This window comes from Micromonospora sp. NPDC047187 (genome assembly GCF_040643355.1).
In the GTDB taxonomy this organism is placed as follows: Bacteria; Actinomycetota; Actinomycetes; order Mycobacteriales; family Micromonosporaceae; genus Micromonospora; species Micromonospora salmantinae.
In genome coordinates, this window is record NZ_JBEYUF010000029.1 from 51,339 (window position 1) to 72,706 (window position 21,368).

The 21,368-nt window shown below is 71.6% G+C and carries 18 protein-coding genes; 6 read left to right on the forward strand and 12 right to left on the reverse strand.

Features of this window, described 5'->3' with window-relative positions; translation table 11 throughout:
* Nucleotides 1-127: 127 nt before the first annotated feature.
* Together ABZ794_RS29860 and ABZ794_RS29865 are read right to left on the reverse strand one after the other, a co-directional pair.
* On the reverse strand, nt 128-1,300 hold the full coding sequence (locus ABZ794_RS29860; protein ID WP_357518693.1) for a beta-propeller fold lactonase family protein: 1,173 nt from the start codon (nt 1,298-1,300) through the stop codon (nt 128-130).
* Between the two features lie 275 nt (nt 1,301-1,575).
* Nucleotides 1,576-2,325 (reverse strand): glyoxalase, encoded by a 750-nt coding sequence (locus tag ABZ794_RS29865; protein ID WP_357518695.1) that lies wholly within the window; start codon nt 2,323-2,325, stop codon nt 1,576-1,578.
* Nucleotides 2,326-2,492: 167 nt separating this feature from the next.
* Here ABZ794_RS29865 and ABZ794_RS29870 point away from each other — a divergent pair, with 167 nt between their 5' ends.
* From ABZ794_RS29870 to ABZ794_RS29885, 4 genes are read left to right on the forward strand one after another with little or no spacing between them, the layout of a single operon-like run.
* Nucleotides 2,493-3,419, forward strand: coding sequence for a hypothetical protein (locus tag ABZ794_RS29870; RefSeq protein WP_357518697.1), 927 nt, complete (start codon nt 2,493-2,495; stop codon nt 3,417-3,419).
* Entirely contained in the window at nt 3,416-3,853 is a 438-nt protein-coding gene (locus ABZ794_RS29875) for an ABA4-like family protein (protein ID WP_238690072.1), read from the forward strand. Before ABZ794_RS29870 ends, ABZ794_RS29875 begins: the two co-directional genes overlap by 4 nt.
* Nucleotides 3,854-3,863: 10 nt before the next feature.
* Nucleotides 3,864-5,114, forward strand: coding sequence for a histidine kinase (locus tag ABZ794_RS29880; RefSeq protein WP_357518700.1), 1,251 nt, complete (start codon nt 3,864-3,866; stop codon nt 5,112-5,114).
* Nucleotides 5,111-5,737: a response regulator transcription factor gene (locus ABZ794_RS29885; RefSeq protein ID WP_210785403.1), complete on the forward strand. Its 627-nt coding sequence runs from the start codon at nt 5,111-5,113 to the stop codon at nt 5,735-5,737. Before ABZ794_RS29880 ends, ABZ794_RS29885 begins: the two co-directional genes overlap by 4 nt.
* Before the next feature lie 3 nt (nt 5,738-5,740).
* Here the strand turns inward: ABZ794_RS29885 and ABZ794_RS29890 are convergent, their stop codons facing one another.
* Nucleotides 5,741-6,457 carry a YoaK family protein gene (locus ABZ794_RS29890; RefSeq protein WP_210785404.1) on the reverse strand — a complete coding sequence of 239 codons (717 nt, stop codon included), beginning with the start codon at nt 6,455-6,457 and terminating at the stop codon, nt 5,741-5,743.
* 70 nt (nt 6,458-6,527) lie between these two features.
* Between ABZ794_RS29890 and ABZ794_RS29895 the strand changes: the two genes are divergently transcribed.
* A complete protein-coding gene (locus ABZ794_RS29895) occupies nt 6,528-7,208 on the forward strand; it encodes a GntR family transcriptional regulator (RefSeq protein WP_210785405.1) in 681 nt (226 codons plus the stop codon).
* A gap of 23 nt (nt 7,209-7,231) precedes the next feature.
* Here the strand turns inward: ABZ794_RS29895 and ABZ794_RS29900 are convergent, their stop codons facing one another.
* From ABZ794_RS29900 to ABZ794_RS29940, 9 genes are all read right to left on the reverse strand, one after another.
* Nucleotides 7,232-9,022: a gamma-glutamyltransferase family protein gene (locus ABZ794_RS29900; RefSeq protein ID WP_357518702.1), complete on the reverse strand. Its 1,791-nt coding sequence runs from the start codon at nt 9,020-9,022 to the stop codon at nt 7,232-7,234.
* Nucleotides 9,019-10,020 (reverse strand): oligopeptide/dipeptide ABC transporter ATP-binding protein, encoded by a 1,002-nt coding sequence (locus ABZ794_RS29905; RefSeq protein WP_357518704.1) that lies wholly within the window; start codon nt 10,018-10,020, stop codon nt 9,019-9,021. Before ABZ794_RS29905 ends, ABZ794_RS29900 begins: the two co-directional genes overlap by 4 nt.
* Nucleotides 10,017-11,042 (reverse strand): ABC transporter ATP-binding protein, encoded by a 1,026-nt coding sequence (locus tag ABZ794_RS29910; RefSeq protein ID WP_357518706.1) that lies wholly within the window; start codon nt 11,040-11,042, stop codon nt 10,017-10,019. The genes ABZ794_RS29905 and ABZ794_RS29910 overlap by 4 nt, the downstream gene beginning before the upstream one ends.
* Nucleotides 11,039-11,926, reverse strand: a complete 888-nt coding sequence (locus tag ABZ794_RS29915; RefSeq protein WP_357518708.1) for an ABC transporter permease — start codon at nt 11,924-11,926, stop codon at nt 11,039-11,041. The genes ABZ794_RS29910 and ABZ794_RS29915 overlap by 4 nt, the downstream gene beginning before the upstream one ends.
* Nucleotides 11,923-12,879 carry an ABC transporter permease gene (locus tag ABZ794_RS29920; protein ID WP_357518710.1) on the reverse strand — a complete coding sequence of 319 codons (957 nt, stop codon included), beginning with the start codon at nt 12,877-12,879 and terminating at the stop codon, nt 11,923-11,925. The genes ABZ794_RS29915 and ABZ794_RS29920 overlap by 4 nt, the downstream gene beginning before the upstream one ends.
* A 6-nt stretch (nt 12,880-12,885) precedes the next feature.
* On the reverse strand, nt 12,886-14,562 hold the full coding sequence (locus tag ABZ794_RS29925) for an ABC transporter substrate-binding protein (protein WP_357518712.1): 1,677 nt from the start codon (nt 14,560-14,562) through the stop codon (nt 12,886-12,888).
* A gap of 117 nt (nt 14,563-14,679) precedes the next feature.
* On the reverse strand, nt 14,680-15,861 hold the full coding sequence (locus ABZ794_RS29930; RefSeq protein ID WP_238690067.1) for an MFS transporter: 1,182 nt from the start codon (nt 15,859-15,861) through the stop codon (nt 14,680-14,682).
* A 129-nt stretch (nt 15,862-15,990) separates the two neighbouring features.
* Nucleotides 15,991-20,025 (reverse strand): discoidin domain-containing protein, encoded by a 4,035-nt coding sequence (locus ABZ794_RS29935; RefSeq protein ID WP_357518714.1) that lies wholly within the window; start codon nt 20,023-20,025, stop codon nt 15,991-15,993.
* A gap of 169 nt (nt 20,026-20,194) precedes the next feature.
* Nucleotides 20,195-20,806: a helix-turn-helix domain-containing protein gene (locus ABZ794_RS29940; RefSeq protein WP_308194390.1), complete on the reverse strand. Its 612-nt coding sequence runs from the start codon at nt 20,804-20,806 to the stop codon at nt 20,195-20,197.
* A 17-nt stretch (nt 20,807-20,823) separates the two neighbouring features.
* Between ABZ794_RS29940 and ABZ794_RS29945 the strand changes: the two genes are divergently transcribed.
* Nucleotides 20,824-21,282 (forward strand): hypothetical protein, encoded by a 459-nt coding sequence (locus ABZ794_RS29945; RefSeq protein ID WP_357518717.1) that lies wholly within the window; start codon nt 20,824-20,826, stop codon nt 21,280-21,282.
* Nucleotides 21,283-21,368 lie beyond the last annotated feature (86 nt).

Consider the following 21,368-nt stretch of genomic DNA (forward strand, 5'->3'; position numbering starts at 1 on the left):
GGTCACCGTGCAGGCAGCGACAACGCCCGATCCAGCGTCCCAGCTGACCGGGCTCAGCGGAGGCCGTCCGGAGACCGGCGAGAGCTGGTCCCGGTCGACGAACGACCGGGACCAGCGGGTGGTGCGCTCAGGAGGCGGCGATGCCCTCCATGCCGATGCCGTCGGCGAACTTCGGCAGACCCTCCACTGTGGTGACGAGATTCAGCGACCCGTCCTCGTGCACCTTGTAGCCCTGCACGTTGCCGGCGGTGGCGTTCTGCACGTACAGGAAGCCGTCGCTGGTGGTCATGTCGATCGACCCGCCGTTGGTGTCGGCGGCGACGTTCTTGACGAGTTCGAGCTTGCCGTGGTCGTCGACCCGGTAGGAGCTGATGGTGGAGCTGCCGGCGTTGGCGACGAAGAAGTAGTCGCCGACGCGCTGGATCCAGCACGTCGCCTGCTGGCCGTTGGGCACCGACGGGCCGACCTGGTCGAGCGCGCCGTCGTCCTCCAGTTCGAACCGGCTGACCGCGTTCGCACCCGACTCGGTGACCAGCAGCGAGTCCTCGGTGTCGAAGGTGAAGCCGAACGGGGTGTTCCCCGCGTCGCTGATGACGGGGTTGCGGGACAGCTTGCCGTTGCGACCGATCTCGTAGCTGAACATGACGTTGGCGGCCTTCGTCGACACCAGGACGAACTCGCTGTCCGGGTCGATCTTGACCTGGGCCGGGGCGGTCCCGAACGCGGGCGGGTTGCCGTTGTGCAGTCCGAGCGACCGGTTGGCGTCCTCGATCCGCGACAGACGCCCCTTGTGCAGCTCGAAGCCCTGCACCGAGCCCTCGCCGCCGGCGTTGAGGACGTAGACGAGGTCGCCACGGGCCGCGACGCTGACCGGCAGCAGGCCGCCGGACCAGATGACCTGGAGCTTGTGCAGCTTGGTGCCCTCGACGCGGAAGACCGTCACGGTGTTGCTGCCGGCGTTCACCGCGAACAGCAGTCCGCGGTGGTAGGTCAGGGAGCCCTGCGAGGCCAGCGCGTCGAGCGGCGCGCCGATGGTTAAGCCGCCCAGCCCGCCGGTCTCGTACTCGCCCGCCTTGGTCAGACGGCCGTCCTCGTCGCGGTCGTACACCTTGATGGTGTTGCCCTCGGCCTTGTTGGTCTGGACGAAGACCGCGCCCTCGTCGCCGTGGTGGTAATCACCCCCCTTGCGGTCGTCGTGGTACCCGGGGCCACCGCCATCGGCGAAGGCGGCCCCGGGGATCGATCCGATGCTGGTCAGACCTGCCAGGAGGGCTGCCGCGAGCGCGACACTGCGCTTCATCACTGACTCCTTGTGCACCCGAAGGGAGGATTATGAGTTTTCCTCTCCTTCGAAAGCTATCGGAGCAGCTAGGTGCGTTCGCCTTACTTACCCTAAAGCGGTAATTTTGCGCCGTTCCGTGGAATGGCGAGACGTACGCGCGAATATGACCTACTGGGAAGCGGACCTTCGTCGCGTCAGGGGCAGGAACTCGGCGGTCAGACTGATCAGCGCACGGGCGCGTTCGAGGGTCCTGACCGCGGTCCACGCCCGATGAGGCGCGGAGAGGTCCGGGGTCAGCGCGGGCCGGGCCACCACGGTTCGAGGAGGGTGGGGTCGGCGACGTACTGCGCCACCTGCGTCCGCTGCTCCGAGGTCAGGGACAGCGCCTGGAGTCGGGCGCCCCACTCGGGCACCCGATCGGCCTTGTCCAACGCGGTGGCCAACTCGATCAGGCCGGCCAGCGCCATCGCCTGCTCGACCACCGGCGCGTCCTCGGCGCGGCGGCGCATCCCCGAGTCGAGCGCCCGATAGGCCGCCCGGTCGTCCATCTTGAACTCCCGCAGGATCCGCGCGTTGTCGAGCACCCGGGCCAGCCCGTCAAGCTGCTTCGACCCGCCGTACTCCACGTCCTCCGGCTCGTCCCGCTGGATGAAGACGATGGTGTTGCCCGACGGGTCGACGATGCTGAACCGCGACGCCCCGGCGCGGTAGCGGGTCATCCGGGGTAGCCCCTTGACCAGCACCTTGCCGTAGCTGCGGCGCATCGCATCGGCGAACACCGCGTGGTACGACGCCACCGCGTCCACCATCACCAGGCAGCCGCCGGAATGCTCCTTCGCCGGGTCCAGGTCTTTGGGCGCCGGGCCGTAGTGCAGCTGGAACCCGCTCCAGGTGAACGCCAGATACACATATGGCTTGAGTTGCTCAAAAGCCACCTCGAACCCGAGAGCCCGCCAGAACGCCAGGGTCTCCTCCGGGGCCGCGCAGTGCAGCAGCGGCACTGTGGTCTCGTTCGGTCGGACCTGGTCCGCACTGACCTTCATGATTCGATCCCCGTCCGGTCGGCAGGCCGGCCATTGTGCCAGCACCACCCAGCGGCCTCGACGGGTTTCGTCTCCTACCCGGGGAGGAGGCGCGCTCCGACCACCGGCCACAACCGGGGCTCGGGGTCGGACGCGATCGGCGGGAGCGGCCACGAGCATCTACAGACATGACTACCGTTGTGCGCCGGGCGACGCGCTGGAACCGCCCACTGATGGTCCTGGTATCCGTGATGGCGGTGCTCGGCGTCGTCGCCGTCGTCGGCATCCTCGTCGACCCGCGGGTCCTCACCGGGGCGCCGATCTGGCTCAAGCCGTTCAAGTTCGCGGTGTCGTTCGTGCTGTACGGCGCGACGCTCGCCTGGATGCTCTCCCTGCTGCCGCGACGCAGCCGGGCCGTCGAGTGGGCGGTCGTCGTCATCGTCGCGGTGGCGGTCGTCGAGAACGTGTGGATCGTTGGTCAGGTGATACGCGGGCAGACCAGCCACTTCAACGACAGCACCCCGCTGAACACCGCGCTGTTCGCGACGATGGGCGCGGCGATCATGGTGCTGTTCTTCGCGCACCTCGTCATTGGGATCGTGGTCCTGATCCAGCGGATCCCCGACCGCGTCGCCGCGACCGCCGTCGGGTGGGGGCTCGGCCTGTCCTCGCTGGGCATGCTCGCGGCGGTGCCGATGGCGTTGCCGATGCAGGACCCGGGGATCGAGGGGATCAGTGGGGCGCACAGCGTCGGCGTGCCCGACGGTGGGCCGGGGTTGCCGATCGTCGGCTGGAGCACCACCGGCGGTGACCTGCGGATCGGGCACTTCGTCGGGCTGCACGCCCTCCAGGCGTTGCCGATCCTGGCGATCCTGCTGAGCCGGTTCGCGACCCGGTTGGACGAGCGCACCCGCGCCCGGCTGCTGGTCGTCGCGGGCGGCTCGTACGGCGTACTCACCGTGCTGTTGACCTGGCAGGCCCTGCGCGAACAGCCGCTGCTGCGGCCGGACGCCGTCACGTTCGTCGCGGTCGCGGCCCTGGTGGTCGCGACGGCGACCGCGACCGGACGGGTGCTGGCCCGGCGACGTCGCCCGGAACTGGCGCTGGCCGCGTGACCGCGACGCTGTTCTCCCTGACGTTCGCGGTGGCCGCGCCGTTCTGGGCGCTGATGATCCTGCTGCCGCGCTGGTCGTGGACCGCCCGGATCATCGCCTCGCCGCTGATCGTGCTGCCGGTCGTGGTGATCTACGCGCTGCTGGTGCTTCCGGCGTTCGGCGACGTGCTGCCGGCCGTGGCGTCGCCGACCCTGGCCGGGGTGCGCGACCTGCTCGGCACCTCCGCCGGGGCCGCGGCGGGTTGGGCGCACATGATCGCGTTCGATCTGTTCGTCGGACGGTGGGCCTGGTTGGACAGCCGCGATCGGGGGGTGCCGGCGCTGGTGATGGCTCCGGTGCTGCTGCTGACCATCCTGCTCGGACCGCTCGGCCTGGCCGCGTACCTCGCGGTCCGGACCCGGTGGCGGCAGTCGCCACCGGCCCGCAGCACCTAGGCTGACCACCGTGAGCTGGCCGGGGCGACTGTTCGACATGCGGGACGCGCTCGTGCGGATGGCGCTGCTCGACCTCGCCGGGCTGGGCTACCTGTTCTTCGTCCCGCACTCCGCCAGCACGCCCACGACGACACAGTGGATCCTCGCGGTCCTCGCGTTCACCGTGGGGCTGGCGGTGCACCGCTGGCCGGTGGTCAACCTGCTGGCGCAGGCCGCCCTGCTGACGGTCGCGATCCGCCTGCTCGACGACCTCACCATCAACCAGGTTGGCGCGAGTTGGGCCCTGCTCGAGGTCACCATGCGGGCGCGCAGCCCCCGGACCATCTGGATGTCCGCCGCGCTGCTGGTCGTGGTCGACCTGACCGACTCGGTCGGCGACGCGGTCGGCCAGGTCGCCTCGGCCGTCGTCGGGCTGGCCCTGGAGGTCGGTGTGCCGGTGCTGCTCGGTCTCGTCATCCGCACCAACCGGGAGCTGAGTCGGCAGGCCGTGGAGCGGGCGGTGGCCGAGCAACGCCAGCACGAGTCGGAGAGTCGTGCGGCCCGCGCCGACGAACGCAGCGCCATCGCCCGCGAACTGCACGACGTGGTCGCGCACCACGTGGCGTCGATGGTCCTGCGGGTCGGCGTGGCCCGGCACGTGCTCACCGACCTGGACCCGCGGGTGGGCGAGGTCTTCGACGACGTGCACGGCACCGGCACCTCGGCCCTCGCGGAGCTGCGCCGGCTGGTCGCGGTGCTGCGCAACCCCGACGGGGTACGCGGCGACGCGGCGCTGACCGCTATCGAACCGTCGGCGCTGCCGGCGGCGATCGGCGCGTCCATCGACCGGGCCCGGCAGGCGGGTGTCACTGTGGAGGCCGATCTCGACCCGGCGATCGGTTCACTCGACGCGGTGCGCGGCATGGCGGTGCTGCGACTGACCCAGGAGGCGCTGACAAACGTGGCCAAACACGCGGGGACGTCCGCGCTCGCGCACCTCGTGGTGGCTGTCCGGGACGGCTGCGTGCACTGGGAGGTCACCGACAACGGGCGCGGTGGGGTGCCGGCGGGCGTTCCGGCCGGTGGCGGGCACGGCATCACCGGGATGCGGGAACGCGTCGAGGTCCTCGGCGGCCGGCTGGACGCGGGCCCGACCGGCGCCGGGTGGCGGGTGCGAACCGTCCTTCCGGCCGTGGCCGCCGCGCCCGCCGACGCGCCGGTCGGGTCGGTGCCCCGCGAGCGGGAGGCGTCGGCCGGGTCGCCCGCGCCGGAGCCGGCGTGATCCGGGTGCTGCTGGTCGACGACCAGCACCTCATCCGGGCCGGGCTGCGCATGCTCTGCGACGCCCAACCCGACATCGAGGTCGTCGGCGAGGCCGACAACGGCCGTGAGGCGATCCCGCTGGCCGGGCGGCTCCTCCCCGACGTCGTCGTCATGGACCTGCGGATGCCCGGTGTCGACGGGATCACCGCTACCAGCCGGATCCTCGCCGAACGCCCCGCCGCCCGCGTCCTGGTGCTGACGACGTTCGGCGACGACGACCACCTCTACCCCGCGCTGACCGCGGGAGCGTGCGGGTTCCTGCTCAAGGACGCGCCCCCGACCGAGCTGCTGGACGGCATCCGCCGGGCCGCCGTCGGTGACAGCCCGTTCAGCCCGGAGGTGCTGCGCCGCCTCGTGCAGCGCGCGGTGCACGCCCGCCCCGGGTCACCACCGGCCCTGCCGGGCCTGACCGCCCGGGAACGGGACGTGCTCAACCTGGTCGCCGAGGGCCTGTCCAACACCGAGATCGCCGACCGGCTCCACATCGGTGTCACCACCGTCAAGACCCACATCACCAGCCTGATGACCAAGACCGACAGCCCCAACCGGGTACGTCTGGCCCTGTTCGCTCGCGGTGTCTGACGCTCAGGTCCGCATCCGCGCGGACACGGCGACGACGAGCACCAGCGGCACTATCAGCAGGGCCGGGGCGACGACAGGCAGGTGCAGGGCGACAAGGGCGCCGACCGCCGCGCCGACCATGAGGGCCAGCAGCACCTGAGCCTTGGGTCGCAGGCTGGCCCAGGGGCTGCGCGCGGCGACCCCGGCGATCAGGCTGGTGAGGGTGCCGGTCAGGTACGTGGAGGACAGGCCGGACACGCCGAAGCGTTGGATGGCACTGCTCTGCACGCCCAGCGCGACCGCGGACAGCATCAGCAGCGCCAGGTGGACACCCGCGTCCGGGGTGTGCAGGGTGACCTCCCAGACGACGGCGAACACCACGAACACCGACAGCTCCAGGACCAGCGCCCAGGTGACCCGCCGGGGCCAGACGGGATCGTCGGGCTGTGCCGAGCCGACGACGCGGGCGCCCGCGAGGACACCGACGATGAAGCTGACGATGGCGCAGCCCGACGTCAGAGCCAGGTCGGCTTCGCCCCGGCCGGCGGAGAGCCCGAGCAGGACCATGTTGCCGGTCATCACGCTGGCGAAGGCGCCGCCGAGGGCGAGGAAACCGAGAGCGTCGGCGCTCCCGGTGAGGAAGGTGAGGACGACGACGAGCACCTGCCGTCGCCGCAGCAGGCGCTCGTCTCGGCGCGGGGTGACGTGGGGGTGGGTGACGCGGGGCGCTGTGCTCGACACTGTCGGCCACCTTCCAGTAATTGTTCTTCGTATACACTTTGTCCGGACACGTTCACGGAGAGGCGACCAGGTGGCTGAAGACCTACGGGACAAGCTCGGCGCGCAACACCTGCCGCTACGCGATCAGGTCCTCGCCGCGCTGCGGACCGCCATCATCGACGGCGACTACCTGCCCGGGGAGCGGCTGACCGAGGACCGGCTCGCCGAGGACTTCGGCGTCTCCCGCAACCCCGTCCGGGAGGCGCTGCGCGTCGCCGAGGCGGAGGGGTTCGTCGTGATCCTCCCCCGCCGGGGAGCGGTAGTCGCCTCACCGAGCAGCGGGACCATCACCGACATGTTCGCCGTGCGCGAGCGCCTGGAGGCGCTGGCCGCCCGGCTGGCCGCCGAGCGGGCCACAGCGGCCGACGTGGCGTCCCTACGGGCCCTGCTCGACCAGGGCCGCGAGGCGACGCAGCGCCAGGACCTGGCCCGGGTCGCCGAACTGAACAGCACACTGCACCTGCGCATCCTCCAGATCAGCGGAAACCCCTGGCTGTCGTCGATCGCCAAGTCGCTCTACCTCCATGTCCAGTGGGTCTTCCGGCTCGGGGCGGCCGAACGCGCGCCACACTCGTGGGCCGAGCACATCCAACTCGTCGACGCCATCGAGTCAGGCGACGGTGACCGCGCCGAGCGGGCCGCGCTCGACCACCTCGACGCGGCATCCGCCGCGGCGTACGAGAACGCCGAAGGCGGCTACGGCACGCGCTGACGGGCACCCGGCTGCGGCATGCGCTACCGGCCGCACGCGTAGCCCTGCATCCCCCGGGGGTTCGCGCCGGCCGCCAGCACTCCCGTCGCCGGGTCACGGGTCACCGCGCAGAGCCGACCGAGGCTCCACCCGTCGGTGACCCGCACCTCGTGCCCGTACGCCCGCAGCGCCGCCAGCACACCCTCGTCGAGCCGGTCCTCCACCACCAGGACACCGGGTTCCATGTCGCGCGGATAGAACGACCCCGGCAGGCTGACCGTGTGCCACGCCGGCGCGTCGATGGCCTCCTGAATGCTCTGCCCACCGACGAGGTGCCGCAGCAGGAACGGCAACTGCCACTGGTCCTGCTGGTCGCCACCGGGGGTGCCGCAGGCCAGCACCGGCTCACCGTCGCGGTGCACCATCGTCGGGCTCAACGTCGTACGCGGGCGACGGCCCGGCGCCAGCGACGAGGCGAGCCCCTCCTCCAGCCAGAACATCTGCAGCCTGCTGCCCAGCGGAAAGCCCAGCTCCGGGATCGTCGGGGAACTCTGCAACCAGCCGCCGCTGGGCGTCGCGGAGATCATGTTGCCCCAGCGGTCGACCACGTCCACGTGACAGGTGTCGCCCCGGGTCACCCCGTCCGACTGCACTGTCGGCTCTCCCGTGGTGGCATCCGTCGGCCCGGTACGCCGACCGGCACCGGGTCGAACGTGGGCGGGCAGGCGCGGCTGCGCCCCGTCCGGACGCCCCGGCCGCAGCTCCGCCGACGCGCGATCGCCGATCAGGGCGGCCCGCTCCCGCGCGTACTGCGGCGACAGCAGCGCCTTGGCGGGCACGTCGGCCCCGTCGCCGTACCATGCCTCCCGGTCGGCGAAGGCGAGCTTGAGCGCCTCGACCTGGGCGTGCACACCCGCCGCGGTCGCCGGGTCGTACGCGCCCGGGTCGTCGAGCGCGTCCAGTGTGGCCAGGGACTCCAGCAGCACCGGGCCCTGACCCCAGAAACCGGTCTTCGCCACCGAGTAGCCGTGCCAGTCGAGGGTGGCGGGCGGCTCCCAGCTCGCCGAGTACGCGGCCAGGTCGTCGCCGGTGACCAGCCCGGCGTGCGGGCGGCCACTGGAGTCCTGGAACGGCCGTCGGCTGAACGCGTCGATCGCCTCGGCGACGAAACCCGTGCTCCAGGCCCGGCGCGCGGCCTCGATCTGGGCCTCCCGGTCGGTGCCGGCCGCCCGTCCCGCCTCGACGAGCCGGCGCAGGGTGTCCGCGTACGCCGGGTTGGTGACCAACTCCCCGGCGGCCGGTGGTCGGCCGCCGCGCAGCCAGAGCGCGGCGGAGGTGGGCCAGTGTTCCTCGAACAACGACCGGACGGCCGCCACCGTGTCACCGACGCGGGCCACCAACGGGTGCCCGGCGCCGGCGTAGCCGATCGCCGGCTCCAGCACCTCGGCGAGGGTGAGCGTGCCGTGCTCGCGCAGCAGCAGGAGCCAGGCGTCCACCGCGCCGGGTACGGCCGCCGCGAGCGGCCCGGCACCCGGGATGAGGTCCATCCCGAGGGACCGGAAGTGCGCGATGGTGGCGCCGGCCGGCGCCGGCCCCTGCCCGCACAGCACCTTCGGTCGGGGGTCCCGTGCGGTGGCCACGATGGCCGGCACCTCGCCGCCCGGCCCGTTCAGGTGCGGCTCGACGACGTGCAGGACGAACCCGGCGGTGACAGCGGCGTCGAAGGCGTTGCCCCCGCGTTCCAGGATGCCCATCGCCGCCTGGCTGGCGAGCCAGTGGGTGGAGGACACCATGCCGAAGGTGCCCTGCAACGTGGGTCGGGTGGTGAACGTCATGACAACACCTCACTGGGGTCTGCGGTACGAACGTCGGGGCCGGTGCCGTCCGGCCGGACCAGGTGGCACGCGGCCATGCCGTCGCCGACGGCGGTCTGCGCCGGCACCTCCGTCGCGCACCTGTCGAAGGCGAGCGGGCACCGGGTCCGGAACCGGCAACCGGACGGCGGGTCGAGCGCGGACGGCAGGTCGTCGCCGAGCAGCACCGGCTGACGGTGGCGCTGACGCACCGGGTCGGCCACCGGCGCGGCGGAGAGCAGCGCCTGCGTGTACGGGTGGGCGGGCCGGGCGAAGATCCGCTCGCGGCTGCCCGTCTCGACGAGTTGACCCAGGTACATGACCGCGATGTCGTCGGCCAGGTACTCGACGGCGGAGAGGTCGTGGGTGATGAAGAGGCAGGCGAACCCGATGTCGCGTTGCAGGTCGGCGAGGAGGTTGAGCACCGACGCCTGCACTGACACGTCGAGCGCGCTGGTGGGTTCGTCAGCGATGAGCAGCATGGGCTCGGAGATCAGGGCCCGCGCGATGCTGACCCGTTGACGTTGCCCGCCGGACAGCTCGTGGGGATAGCGACGGGCCACCTCTGCGCGCAGGCCCACCCGTTCGAGTTGGGGGGCGACGCGGGCGTCCCGCTCGCGCCGTGAGATCCGCTTGCCGGCCAGCCGCAGCGGCTCGGCCACGATCTCGCCCACCAGCATCCGCGGGTCCAGTGACGCGGCCGGGTCCTGGAAGACGATCGACACCGCGCCGCGATGGGGGCGCAGTCGCCGTCGGGACAGGTGGGTGACGTCAGTGCCCGCGATCCGGACCGTTCCCGCTGTCGGTTCGACGAGCCGCACCACGCATCGGCCCACTGTCGACTTCCCGGAACCGCTCTCCCCCACCAGGGCCGTGACCCGGCCGCGCGGGATGGTCAGGGACACCCCGTCCACGGCACGCACCGGACCGAAGTGCATCACCAGGTCCGCGATCTCCAGGGCGTTCGGCTGCGGCGTCATCGGTTCGCCTCCTGAGCTGCCGTCGGTGCCGTCGGTGCCGTTGCGCAGGGGTGCCAACAGGCCGCGACGTGGTCGGTGCCGCAGACATCCTCCAACGGCGGGGCGGCCGCCCGGCACCGCTGATCAGCGGCCGGGCACCGATCCGCGAAGGTGCAGGCGTCGGGTTGGCTGGCCAGGACGGGCACCAGCCCGGGGATCTCGGTCAACCGGTCGGTCCCGGCGTGCCGGCCCGGCTGCGGTGACGCCGACAGGAGCCCTGCCGTGTACCGGTGCCGGGGGTGGGCGAACAGGTCGTCCACCGGCGCCCGTTCCACCACCCGGCCCGCGTACATGACGACGACGCGGTCCGCGATGTCGGCGATCACGCCGAGGTCGTGGGTGATGATGAGGACGCTCGTGCCGAGCCGGTCGCGCAGGTCCCGCAGCACCTGGAGGATGCCGGCCTGGACGGTGACGTCCAGCGCTGTGGTCGGTTCGTCGGCCACCAGCACCTTCGGGCCGCAGGCCACCGCCATCGCGATCATCACGCGCTGGCGCATGCCGCCGGAGAGTTGGTGCGGATAGTTGTCGACCCGCTGGGCGGCGGACGGGATCCCGACGAGCGTCAACAGCTCCATGGCGCGGGCCCGCGCCGCCCGTCGGGACATCCGCTCGTGAACCTGGAGCACCTCCCCGATCTGCCGCCCGACGGTGAGCACCGGGTTCAACGAGGTCATCGGTTCCTGGAAGATGTAGGCGATCTCCCGGCCACGGACCCGGCGCAGGGCCGACTCGCGGGCCCCGACCAGCTGGGTGCCGTCCAGGCGCACCGAACCGGTGACCCGGGCGCTGCCCGGCAGCAGCCCGGCGAGGCTCATCGCGGTGACGCTCTTTCCGCATCCCGACTCGCCCACCATCCCGACGATCTCCCCGGCTGCGAGGTCCAGGCTGACCCCGTCGACCGCCGAGACGGTGCCGGTCTCGGTCGGGAACGACACCGACAGGTCGCGGATCTCCAGCACGGGCGCGGAGGCGGTGGTCATCGCCGGTCTCCCTTCGGGTCGAGGGCATCGCGCAGGGCGTCACCGAAGACGTTGAACGCCAGCGCCAGACCCATGATCACGACGCCGGGGAAGACGGCGGCCCACGGTGCGCGGGCGGCGAACTGCTGGGCGGTGGCCAGCATGGTGCCGAGACTGGGTGCCGGGGGCTGGATGCCGAGGCCGAGGAAGGACAGCACCGCCTCGCCGAGGATCGCGGCCGGGATGGCGACAGTGGCCTGCACCAGGATCACCGAGGTCGCGTTCGGCAGGATGTGCCGGGCCAGCACCCACAGGTCGCTCGCGCCGTCCACGACGGCCGCCGCGACGAAGTCCAGCGACTTGAGGCGCAGCGTGTCCGAGCGGACGACCCGGATCACCCCGGGGATCTGGGCGATGCCGATGGCCACCGCGGCGTTGCCGAGGCTGGCGCCCCGGATGGCCGCGAGCCCCACCGCCATGATCAGAAACGGAAACGCCAGCAGCAGATCGGTGAAGCGCGAGATCACCGCGTCCCAGGCCCGGAAGTAGCCGGCGGCGAGCCCGAGCGGCACGCCGATGACCAGCGACGTGGCCACCGCCAGGAGCCCGACCTGCAATGACGCCCGAGCGCCGAGCATGATGCGGGAGAGGACGTCCCGGCCGAGGTCGTCGGTGCCCAGCAGGTGCCCGGCGGTGCCGGGAGGTGCGAACGTACGGGCGAAGTCGGTCTGGTCGACCGAGTAGGGCGCGAGCCAGGGCGAGAGCAGCGCGATGACACCCGCCAGCGCGAGCACGACGAAGCTCACCACGGCGAGCGGGTTGCGCCGCAGCCGCCGCAGCACCCGGGTACGCCTGGTGATGCTGGCGGTGCCGGTCTCCGCCATCGGTACGGTGAGGACGCTCATGCCGGATCTCCCGTCACCCGGATGCGTGGATCGATGACCGAGTAGAGCAGGTCCACGAAGAAGTTGATCACGATGTAGGCGGCCGCGGTGAGCAGGACGACGGCCTGGATCACCGGGTAGTCCCGTTGGAACACCGCGTCGATGGTCATCTTGCCGAAGCCCGGCAGCCCGAAGATCTGTTCGGTGACGACAGCGCCCGAGATCAGCCCGCCGAGTTGGAGACCCACGACGGTCACCACCACGATGAGGCTGTTCCGCAGGGCGTGTCGGGTGATGACGGCGCGCGGTCGCAGGCCCTTCGCCTTCGCCGTGCGTACGTAGTCGGAGGAGAGCGAATCCAGCATCGCCGACCGGGTCTGCCGCATGATGATGGCGGCCAGGCCGGTGCCGAGGATCACGGCCGGCAGGATGATGTGGTGCAGGTTGTCCACCGGGTCCTCCAGGATCGGCACGAAGCCGGAGGCGGGGAAGAGCCCGGTCGCCACGGACAGGTAGAGGATCGCCAGCAGTCCCAGCCAGAAGTGCGGCACCGACAGCCCGATCAGGGCCAGTCCGTTGGCGAGCCACTCCGCCGGACGTCCACGACGGACCGCCGCGAGCACCCCGGCGGCGACGCCGAGCGCCGCCGCGATGAGGATCGCCAGGACGGACAGCTCGACGGTCACCGGCAGGGCGGTCGTGAGCATCGACGAGACCGGCGTGCCGGTGCGGATGGACACCCCGAAGTCGCCCTGCGCCATGCGCTCCACGTACTGGGCGAACTGCACCGGCAGCGGCTGGTCCAGCCCGTAGTGCCGACGGATGGCCTCCAGCGCCTCCGGCGACCGGTCCTCCCCGGCCAGGGCGAGGGCCGGGTCGCCGGGGAGCGCCCGTACGCCGACGAAGACCACGATCGTCGACAACAGCAGGGTCAGCGCCGACTGCCAGGCGCGGGTGAGCAGATACCGGGCCACGACGGCCTACTTGCCGAAGCCGGCGAAGGCCGCCCGGATCACGCCGTCCGGGTAGACCTGGAGGCCCTGGATCTGCTTGCTGACGGCGGTCAGGTTGCGCTGCCGGTAGAGGTAGATCAGGGCGTCGTCCTGCTGAAGCAGTGTGACCGCCTGCCCGTACAGCTTCCTGCGCTCCTCGACGTCGCCGGCCTGTCGGGCCTGGGTCAGTAGGGTGTCGAGCTGCGGGTTGCTGTAGCCGGCGACGTTCTGGCTGGCGCCGGTGCCGACGAAGTTCGTGATGTTGGCGTCCGGGTCGATCCGTCCGCTCCAGCCCAGTTGCAGCAGCTCGAAGTTGCCGCGGTCCTGCTCGTCGAGGAGCGACGAGTACTCCACCGGGTTGATCTTCAGGTCGAATCCGCCGTCCTTGACCATGGACTGCAACGCCTGCGCGAGGCGCAGCGTGTCGGGGGTGTTCGAGGCGAGCATCGTGACCGTGTACGGCGTCTGCACGCCGGCCTCGGCCAGCAACTGCTTGGCCTTGGCGGGGTCGTGCGCCGGGCAGGTCTGCGCCTCGGGGGACGAGAACGTGCTCGCGGGTGAGATCGGGGAGCAGGCGGCGGCGTGCAGACCGTTGAAGACCGCGTCGACAAGGGCCTTGCGGTCGATGGCGTGCTCGAAGGCCTGCCGCACCTTGGCGTTCTGGGCGAGGGGGCGGTTGATGGGCTTGGCTGTGGTGCCGACGCCGTCGACGTTGCCGACGTTGATGGTCAGGCCCTGGTAGCCGAGGGACTGCGACTGGAGGACGGAGACCGCCGCGTCCTGCCGGAGCGAGGCGACGTCCTGGGTGGAGACCGAGTCGGCGACCTGCGCGTCGCCGGAGCGCAGGTTGGCGGCGCGGATGCTGGCGTCGGTGAGGATCCGCCACGAGATGGCGTCCAGGTGCACCTTGCTCGCGTCGTAGTAGTTGGGGTCCCGCACTACCTCGATGGAGTTCTGTGGCACCCGCTTCGCGAACTTGAAGGGGCCGACGCAGACCGGCGCGGAGGCGAAGTCGTCGCCCTTGGTCCGCAGCGCCTGCGCGCTCATGATCATGCCGGCTCGGTCGGCGAGGGCCCCGAGCAGCGGTGCGAAGGGCTGCTTCAGCCGCAGGACGACGGTCTGCGCGTCCGGGGTGTCGACGCCGTCGATGGGGCCGAGTTCGCTCTTGCGGGCCGACCGGGCGTTGGTGAGGTGGCGTTGCAGGGTGGCCTTCACCGCGGCCGAGTCGAACGCCGTGCCGTCAGCGAAGCGCACGCCGGGCCGCAGTGGAATGGTCACCGTCCGGCCGTCGCCGCTCGTGGTGGGCAGGGCCGTCGCGAGCTGCGGTACGACCTGCGCCTGCTCGTTGACGTCGTAGAGCTTCTGGCACATGGCCTGGAAGACGTAGCGGGAGTAGAGGCTTCTCGACAGCGTCGGGTCCAGCGCGTCGGGCTCGGCGGAGAGGGCGATGACCAGCTTGCCGCCCTGCTTCACGGCGGCGGGGTCGGCGGGCGTGCCGAAGGAGTCCTGGCCTGCCGACTGGCCGCCGCCGGACGGGTCGCCGCCTTCGTCGTTCGACACCGGTGAGCAGGCGACGACAGTGCAGACGACGACGGCCGCCGCCACGGCGGCCCGGAGCACCCGGCGGCGGGGCAGGTTCGTGTCGCGGACGGAGAGGTTCGTCATGGAGAGCTCCTCAAGTGGGCGATTCGGGGAGCGTATGTTGTATACGATGACCGCCGCAAGACCTCCATGACTGGCTCATCAAGCGCCCCGCGGGCCCTGAACAGGCCCGGCCGGTGATCAGCTCGCGGGCCGAGTCCGGCCGCCCCGAACCAGGCTGAGCAGGACGACCAGCGCGAGCACCGCCACCACCGCACTGAAGACCTCGCCGGCCGGGCGCAGACCGATCGTCTGGATCAGCAGACCGACCCCGACCGCTGGCACACCGAGCATGGCGAACAGGATGGCGAAGAAGGTCGACACCGCCTCGGCCCGGTGCTGCGGTTCGGTCTTCATCGTGATCGTCGCGATGCCGTCGCCGACCGCCACCCCGGACGCGACCCCGATGATCGCCGCGCTGATGAGCAGCGTCGCCAGCAACGCCATCCACATGCTGAACGCGAGCAGGCCCGCCCCCACGACCAGGCCGGCGCAGGCGCTGGCCAGCGCGGCGCGCGAGGACAGCAGGCGGGTCAGCAGTTGACCGAACGCCGCGCCGGTGAACGCCACGAAGACCACCAGCGCGGCCAGCGTGTGTGAGGTCTCGTGCAGGACCATGCCGAGGAACAGCCCGCTCACCGACGTGAGCACCCCGAGGGCGGCGAAGCCCGCCCCGGCGGTGAGCGCCGAGCGGACGAAGTCCCCGCGGATGGTCGCCGGCACGTGCAACCGCTGCACCCGCAGGGTCACCGGCGAACGTTCCCGGACCGTCTCCGGCACCCCGCGCAGCGCGATGATCGCGACCACCGCCAGGATCAGCACGATCACCCAGGGCAGCCGCAGCGGCTCGGGTGCCAGGTCCGACACGATCCCGGACAGCAGGGTGCCGGCGGCCAGGCCGCCCAGGTTCGCGAAGATCGACACGGTGGCGGCCCGCTTCGGGTGCCGAGGGTCGATCAGCTCCGCCAACGCCGCTGTCGCCGCGCCGATGATCAGCGCGGCGGACAGCCCGGCGAGGATCCGACCCACGATGATCATCGCCAGGTCCACAGCGGCCAGGAACACGGCGTCGGCGGCGACCGAGAGCAGCAGCGCGATGAGGATGACCGGGCGTCGGCCGATCTGGTCGGAGAGCCGACCGAAGACCAGCAGCCCGACCACGACTCCCAGCGCGTACAGCGCGTAGACCACTGTCACTGTCAACGACGAGAAGCCGAACTCCAGCTCGTAGAGCGGGTAGAGCGGGGTCGGCACTGTGGTGCCCACGAGCGTGATCCAGAACGCGAACGCGACCCGCACCGCGCCGGACGGGGACCGTGTCACACGTACAGCATGAATCTCGGTCCCGAGCCGAGGTGCGGTAACGGACCTTAAACGCCCGCATCGGGTGGCAGCGCACGGGTCCACGGTGGGAGGCGGAGCCGTCACGGCGCCGCCTCCCACCGCGTACTCCTAGGAGTTGTACGCCTGCGCGGTCACCGTGACCTGGCGGGCGAGGCCCGGCCTGGCCGGCCAGGAGATCCGCACCTCGCGGCTCTCCCCCGGCAGGAGCCAGAAGTAGTTGTCGTCGTAGCGGGCCGGCAGGACCCGCTCACCGCCGTGGTCGCGCACGGCGAGCCGCACCAACGCGGCGACCGTACGGCCCTGGTTGCGGACCGTCGTGGTGACGGTGTTGCGCCCGTCCACGACGCGTACGGTGCTCGACGACGTCGACAGTCGGGTGCTCGGCACGTCGTTGAGCGCCCGCAACTGCTCGGCCTTGTCGTAGCGCCAGTAGGTGTTCTCCGCGAGCAGCCGGTCGCGGCTGTCGCGCAGCTCCAGTCGCACCAGGTGCAGCCCGCCGCCGTCCGGCGCGGCGAGCGGGAAGGCCGCCGTGGTGGCCGAGCGGGCCACGTCCACCCGCTGACGCTGGGCCGAACCCAGCGACCGGCCGCTCAGGTCGTACCGTCGGGCGCTCACCGTGACCCCGCTCAGCGGCGCGGCGGTGTGGTTGACCACCCGGACCTGCCAGGTGCCCGGGTCGGCCTGGACGTGCACCGGCTCGCACCCCTTGCGGGCGCCGTAGTAGGCGCCGTTCACGTCGAGGTCGTAGTCGTAGGTCTGCCAGACCGTGCTGTGCCACGCCGGGTGCGACATCCACAGCAGCAGACCGGTGGCGTCCTGCCACAGGTTGGCGTTCCACGCCTCGAACATCGCGCGGTGGCTCTCGTAGTTGACGAACTGCGCCCGGGTGGCGAACTCGTCGAGCGAGTCGGACTCACCGAGCCGCGCGTCGATCGCGGCCTGGTACGTGCCGACACGCTGGTTACCGATGGTCGACCAGTCGTGGTAGTTCCACACCTCACCGATCGGCCACTCCGGCGCGTCACCGACGAGGTTGCGCATGCTCTCGGTCACCGACACCACCGGCATGCCGATCTCGGTGTGGAAGCCGAACGAGTCCGCCTCGTAGATCGTCTTGTCGGTGTAGGTCGTCGGGTCGACCCAGCCGTACGGCCCACGCCCGCTCACGATGCCGCTGGCGGAGTTGGGGATGTAGAGGATCTCCGGGTGCTCGATGGAGACGGCTTGCTTGAGCCCGGCGTCGACGATCGGCGGCGGGTCACCCTCGTTCGCGCCGCACCAGACGACGATGCTCGGGTGGTGGCGGAACCGCCGGATCGTGTCGGCGGCGATGTCGACGTAGCCGGGCGGGTTGGGCAGGAACGCGCCCGCCTGCCAGAAGTCGTTCCACACCAGGATGCCCTGCTCGTCGCAGGCCTGGTACAGCTCCTCGCGGTTGCTGCTGCCGAGCCAGTTGCGGATCATCGTGAAGTTCATGTCGCGGTGCATCTCGACGGTGTCGGCCAGCCGGTCGGGCAGCACCCGACGCAGCAGCTCGTCCCAGCCCCAGTTGCCGCCCCGGGCGAACACCGGCACACCGTTCACCGTGATCTTCAGCTCGGTGATCTTGTTGCTGACCGCCTTGACGTCGGTCCAGCGCTGCCCGTCGTCGGAGACCTGGATGACGAAGTCGCGGGCGTACGCCTGCTCCCAGACGATGGTGATCTGGTCGAAGCTGACCGGAGCGCCGAGGTCGACCTGGATCCACTGGTTGTCCTCGAACGTCGACGACCAGCGGGTCCGGGGGTCGCCGTCGACGGCCCGGTCCGGGCCGTTCGAGTCGCCGTCGGACGACGACGCGGTGGCCGTCCGGCGCAGGGCCAGGTCCACGTCCGGCTCGGCCTGACGCTGCACCGAGAGCGCCCACATGGACACGCCCCACGAGGTCACCCGCGCGCCGGTCTGGATGCGCAGGTGCTGGGCGGTCTGGCTGGCGAACGTCTCGACCTGGGTGGCCCGGCTGCCCAGCGGGGTGTCGTTGCTGACCGAGGTCACGTCGCTCCAGGCGTCCCCGTCGGCGGAGACCTGGACGCGGTAGTCCAGCGCGTACGCCTGCTCCCACACGATGGTGACCCGGTCGAAGTCGACAGCCGCGCCGAGGTCGACCTGGATCCACTGGTCGTCCTCGGCCTGCGAGGCCCAGCGGGTCGCCGCGTCGCCGTCGACGGCCCTACCGGGACCGTTGCCGTCGTTCTCCGAGGACGACGCGGTGGCGTCGCGGCGCAGGGCGAGATCCGGGCCGGTGCCGTCGGCCACCGACAGCGAGAACATCGAGATGCCCCAGCCGGTGGCGCGCTGGCCGGCCTGGACGCGGACGTGCCGGGCGTGCTGCCTGTCGAACGTGACCGTCTGGGTCGCCGCGCCGTCGACGAACTCCAGGGCGGGCTTGCCGGGCGGCGAGACGACGATCGGCTGGTGCCAGTCGTAGGCGAACTCGCGGACACCGAAGCGGAGCGCACGCCGGTCGCTGACCGAACGCTTCACTGTGGCGGTGAGCGTGAGGTCGTACAGGTGGGGGTCGCCGTAACCGTTGGGCCACCAGAGCCGGGGGTTGCGCAGCCGCAGCGCGCGGAAACGCTCCGGCGTGAAGGTGACTGTGGTGCTCCCGCCGGCGGGAACGGTCACCGTGGACTCGACGCGTACCCTGTCGAACTCCGCGCGGACGGTGACAGTGGTGGCGCTGGTCGCCGCGTTGCGGACCGGCACCCGGATGGTGACCTCGGCGGTGTCGGTGTCGGGCAGGTCGGGCAGCGTGGTCTGCACGTGCGGGTCGCCGATGACCACGGCGCCGGTGCTGCGTAGCCGGACGTGGTCCCAGAGGCCGGTGACCCGGTCGCGGACGGCGGGCATCCAGTCCCACCCGGACACCGCCAGGTAGGTCGGCGCGTCGAGGTAGTGGTGGGCCGACTGGAGGAAGGTACGACCGTCGGGGCCCTTGTCGCCGGGGGTGCCCGGGTGCGGCATCGGGGTGACCCGGACGGCGAGGACGTGCTCGCCACGGTGACCGGCCAACGCGTCGGTGATGTCGAAGGCGGCCCGCGCGAACGGGTGCTTGACGCTGCCGACCTGCACGCCGTTGACCCAGGCGGTCGCCTCGTGGTTGATCCCGTCGAACTCCAGCCAGATCCGTCGGCCGGCCGAGGTGTCCAGGTCGCGCGGCAGCCGCAGCGCGCGCCGGTACCACCAGGTGTGGCGGGACAGCGCCTCCGGGATGCGCATGTTGTTGAAGCCGGCCACCGGGTCGGGCAGGTGACCCTGCTCGACCAGTGTGCCCAGCACGGTGCCGGGTACCGTCGCCGGCAGCCAGGACCGGACGTCGACGCCGGCGCGGGAGAGTTCGGCGCCGTCGGCGGTGCCGGCGAAGTCGTCCATCGTCAACGACCAGCCCGACTCCAGCGGCACCGTGCCGTCGGCGGCGACCCTCAGCTCGGGGGCCGGGCCGGTGTTGCCGCCCTCCCAACTGGTCCAGCCCTCAACCTTCGGCCGGCCGGCCAGCGGCACGCCGTAGACCTGGAAGCCGTTGAGGCCGACCGGGTTGCTGTTCGAGCGCTTCGTGGCGGTCATCCGGATCCACCGGGCGGTGACCGGCTCGGGCAGCTTGATGGTCTGCGTGCCGCCCCGGCCCTCGCTGGTCTCGTACACCGACCGCCAGGCACGGCCGTCGGTGGAGACCTCGATCCGGTACGCCGTCGCGGCGCTGGAGAGGATCTCGTCGCCGTCGGTGTCGGTGTAGTTGCCGTCGAACGGTCCGTCGGTGAGCGTGGCCTCGAAGACCAGGCAGACGGCCTCGATCCGGCACGGCGCCTGGAGGTCCACCGAGATCCACTGCGGATCGCCGGCGGCGGCACGCCATCCACTCCCCCGGACGCCGACCTGCGGCAGGCCGTCCACGGCGAAGGTGGCCGGCGTCGGCGCGTAGTCGGTCGAGGAGACCGTCACCGGGCGGTACCGGGCCAGGTCGGTGGCGGTGGGGGTGGCGGTCGGCGCCGGCACGGCGGCGGACGCGAGGGCGTCCGGGAGGGCCGCGGTCACCCCGACCGACGCCAGCAGCGTCGCGCCGGCGGAGAGGAAGGTACGCCGGGAAACCGGCGATGGCTCGGACATCTTGCCTCCAGAAATGACAACGTTGTCAGATGGCGGGGGTCTGTGACAACGTTGTCAGATGGTGGCCCGATGTTTCCCGAGAGTCAAGGGCCCGAGTCCATCGTGATTCCCCGAACACGTTCCGCAGCTGTTCCACTTCGGACATCGACGCGCGGGCGGACCGCCGGGGTCACTCCGGCTGCACGCTCAGCCCGTCCAGGGCGACAGTGAGCACGTGATCGCGCTGGTCGGCGCGGGGAAAGTGTCCGGAGGCAATGGCGCTGGTCAGGCGCATGACGTCGTCGATAGTCACGTCGGCGCGCACCTCGCGCGCCCGCTGGGCCCGCTCCAGCAGCGGCCCACCGGCGGCGTAGAGCGCCCGCCGGCACTCCAGGTAGGCGGTGGACTCCCGGTTCAGGCCGGCGGCCAGCGGTTGCTTCGCCCCGATGTACTCCACGAAGCGCCGCAGCCACGCGTACAGGCCGTCACGCGGGGCGAGGCTCTCAGCCTCCCCGGCGGTCGCGCACACCGCCTCGACCTCGGTGACGTAGACGTTCTCGATCAGCACTTCCCGGGTAGGGAAGTTGCGGTAGAGCGTCGCGATGCCCACCCCGGCGCGGCGGGCGATCTCCTCCAGCGGAGCCTCCGCGCCCTGCTCGGCGAAGGCGACCCGGGCCGCCGCCAGGATCGCGTCGTAGTTGCGGGCGGCGTCGGCCCGGTGCGGGCGGGCCACACGCAGGTGGGTGAGGGCCGTCACGATGCCGATGTCTCCCAGCGCCAGCAACCGGAGGCCGGCTATCACTAGAGTGATTCTTCGCCATGGTGTACGCCATCCGGCCCCTGCAGAACCGGCTCGGCCGTCCCCTCCTGCTGGTGGCGTCCCTCGTTCTCGCGCTCGTCGGCATGGCGTGGCTGTCGCGCATCTCGACAGGCTCCAGCTACTTCCCGGACGTGCTGCTGCCGCTGCTGGTGATCGGAATCGGCCAGGGCATCGCGATCATCCTGATGACCCAGGGCGGCGTGGCCGGAGTCGAACCGCAGGACGCCGGCGCCGCGTCCGGCCTCGTCAACGTCGCCCACCAACTCGGCGGCTCACTCGGCATCGCGATCCTCACCATCGCGTACACCCGTGCCAGCTCCGCCACCGACCCGACGGCGGGCTTCCACGCGGCCTTCGCTGGCGCGGACGTCTTCTTCCTGATCGCCCTGGCCCTCGCGGTCGTCGTGGCCGTCGCCGGCCGCCGCGCCAGTCGGCTGGCCGCTCTCCCCGCCGCCTGAACGCCCCGCGCTGCCTGGGGCCGCGAGTGCTGCCGGGCTCCCGGCGGGCCGGGCTGGGGCGTGCGGGGCTGCGGGGCTGCGGGGCT

Coding starts and splice junctions, on each gene's coding strand:
- ABZ794_RS29860 (WP_357518693.1), bottom strand. CDS start 1,300: ATGAAGCGCAGTGTCGCGCTCGCGGCAGCCCTCCTGGCAGGTCTGACC.
- ABZ794_RS29865 (WP_357518695.1), bottom strand. CDS start 2,325: ATGAAGGTCAGTGCGGACCAGGTCCGACCGAACGAGACCACAGTGCCG.
- ABZ794_RS29870 (WP_357518697.1), top strand. CDS start 2,493: ATGACTACCGTTGTGCGCCGGGCGACGCGCTGGAACCGCCCACTGATG.
- ABZ794_RS29900 (WP_357518702.1), bottom strand. CDS start 9,022: ATGACGTTCACCACCCGACCCACGTTGCAGGGCACCTTCGGCATGGTG.
- ABZ794_RS29905 (WP_357518704.1), bottom strand. CDS start 10,020: ATGACGCCGCAGCCGAACGCCCTGGAGATCGCGGACCTGGTGATGCAC.
- ABZ794_RS29910 (WP_357518706.1), bottom strand. CDS start 11,042: ATGACCACCGCCTCCGCGCCCGTGCTGGAGATCCGCGACCTGTCGGTG.
- ABZ794_RS29915 (WP_357518708.1), bottom strand. CDS start 11,926: ATGAGCGTCCTCACCGTACCGATGGCGGAGACCGGCACCGCCAGCATC.
- ABZ794_RS29925 (WP_357518712.1), bottom strand. CDS start 14,562: ATGACGAACCTCTCCGTCCGCGACACGAACCTGCCCCGCCGCCGGGTG.
- ABZ794_RS29935 (WP_357518714.1), bottom strand. CDS start 20,025: ATGTCCGAGCCATCGCCGGTTTCCCGGCGTACCTTCCTCTCCGCCGGC.
- ABZ794_RS29945 (WP_357518717.1), top strand. CDS start 20,824: ATGGTGTACGCCATCCGGCCCCTGCAGAACCGGCTCGGCCGTCCCCTC.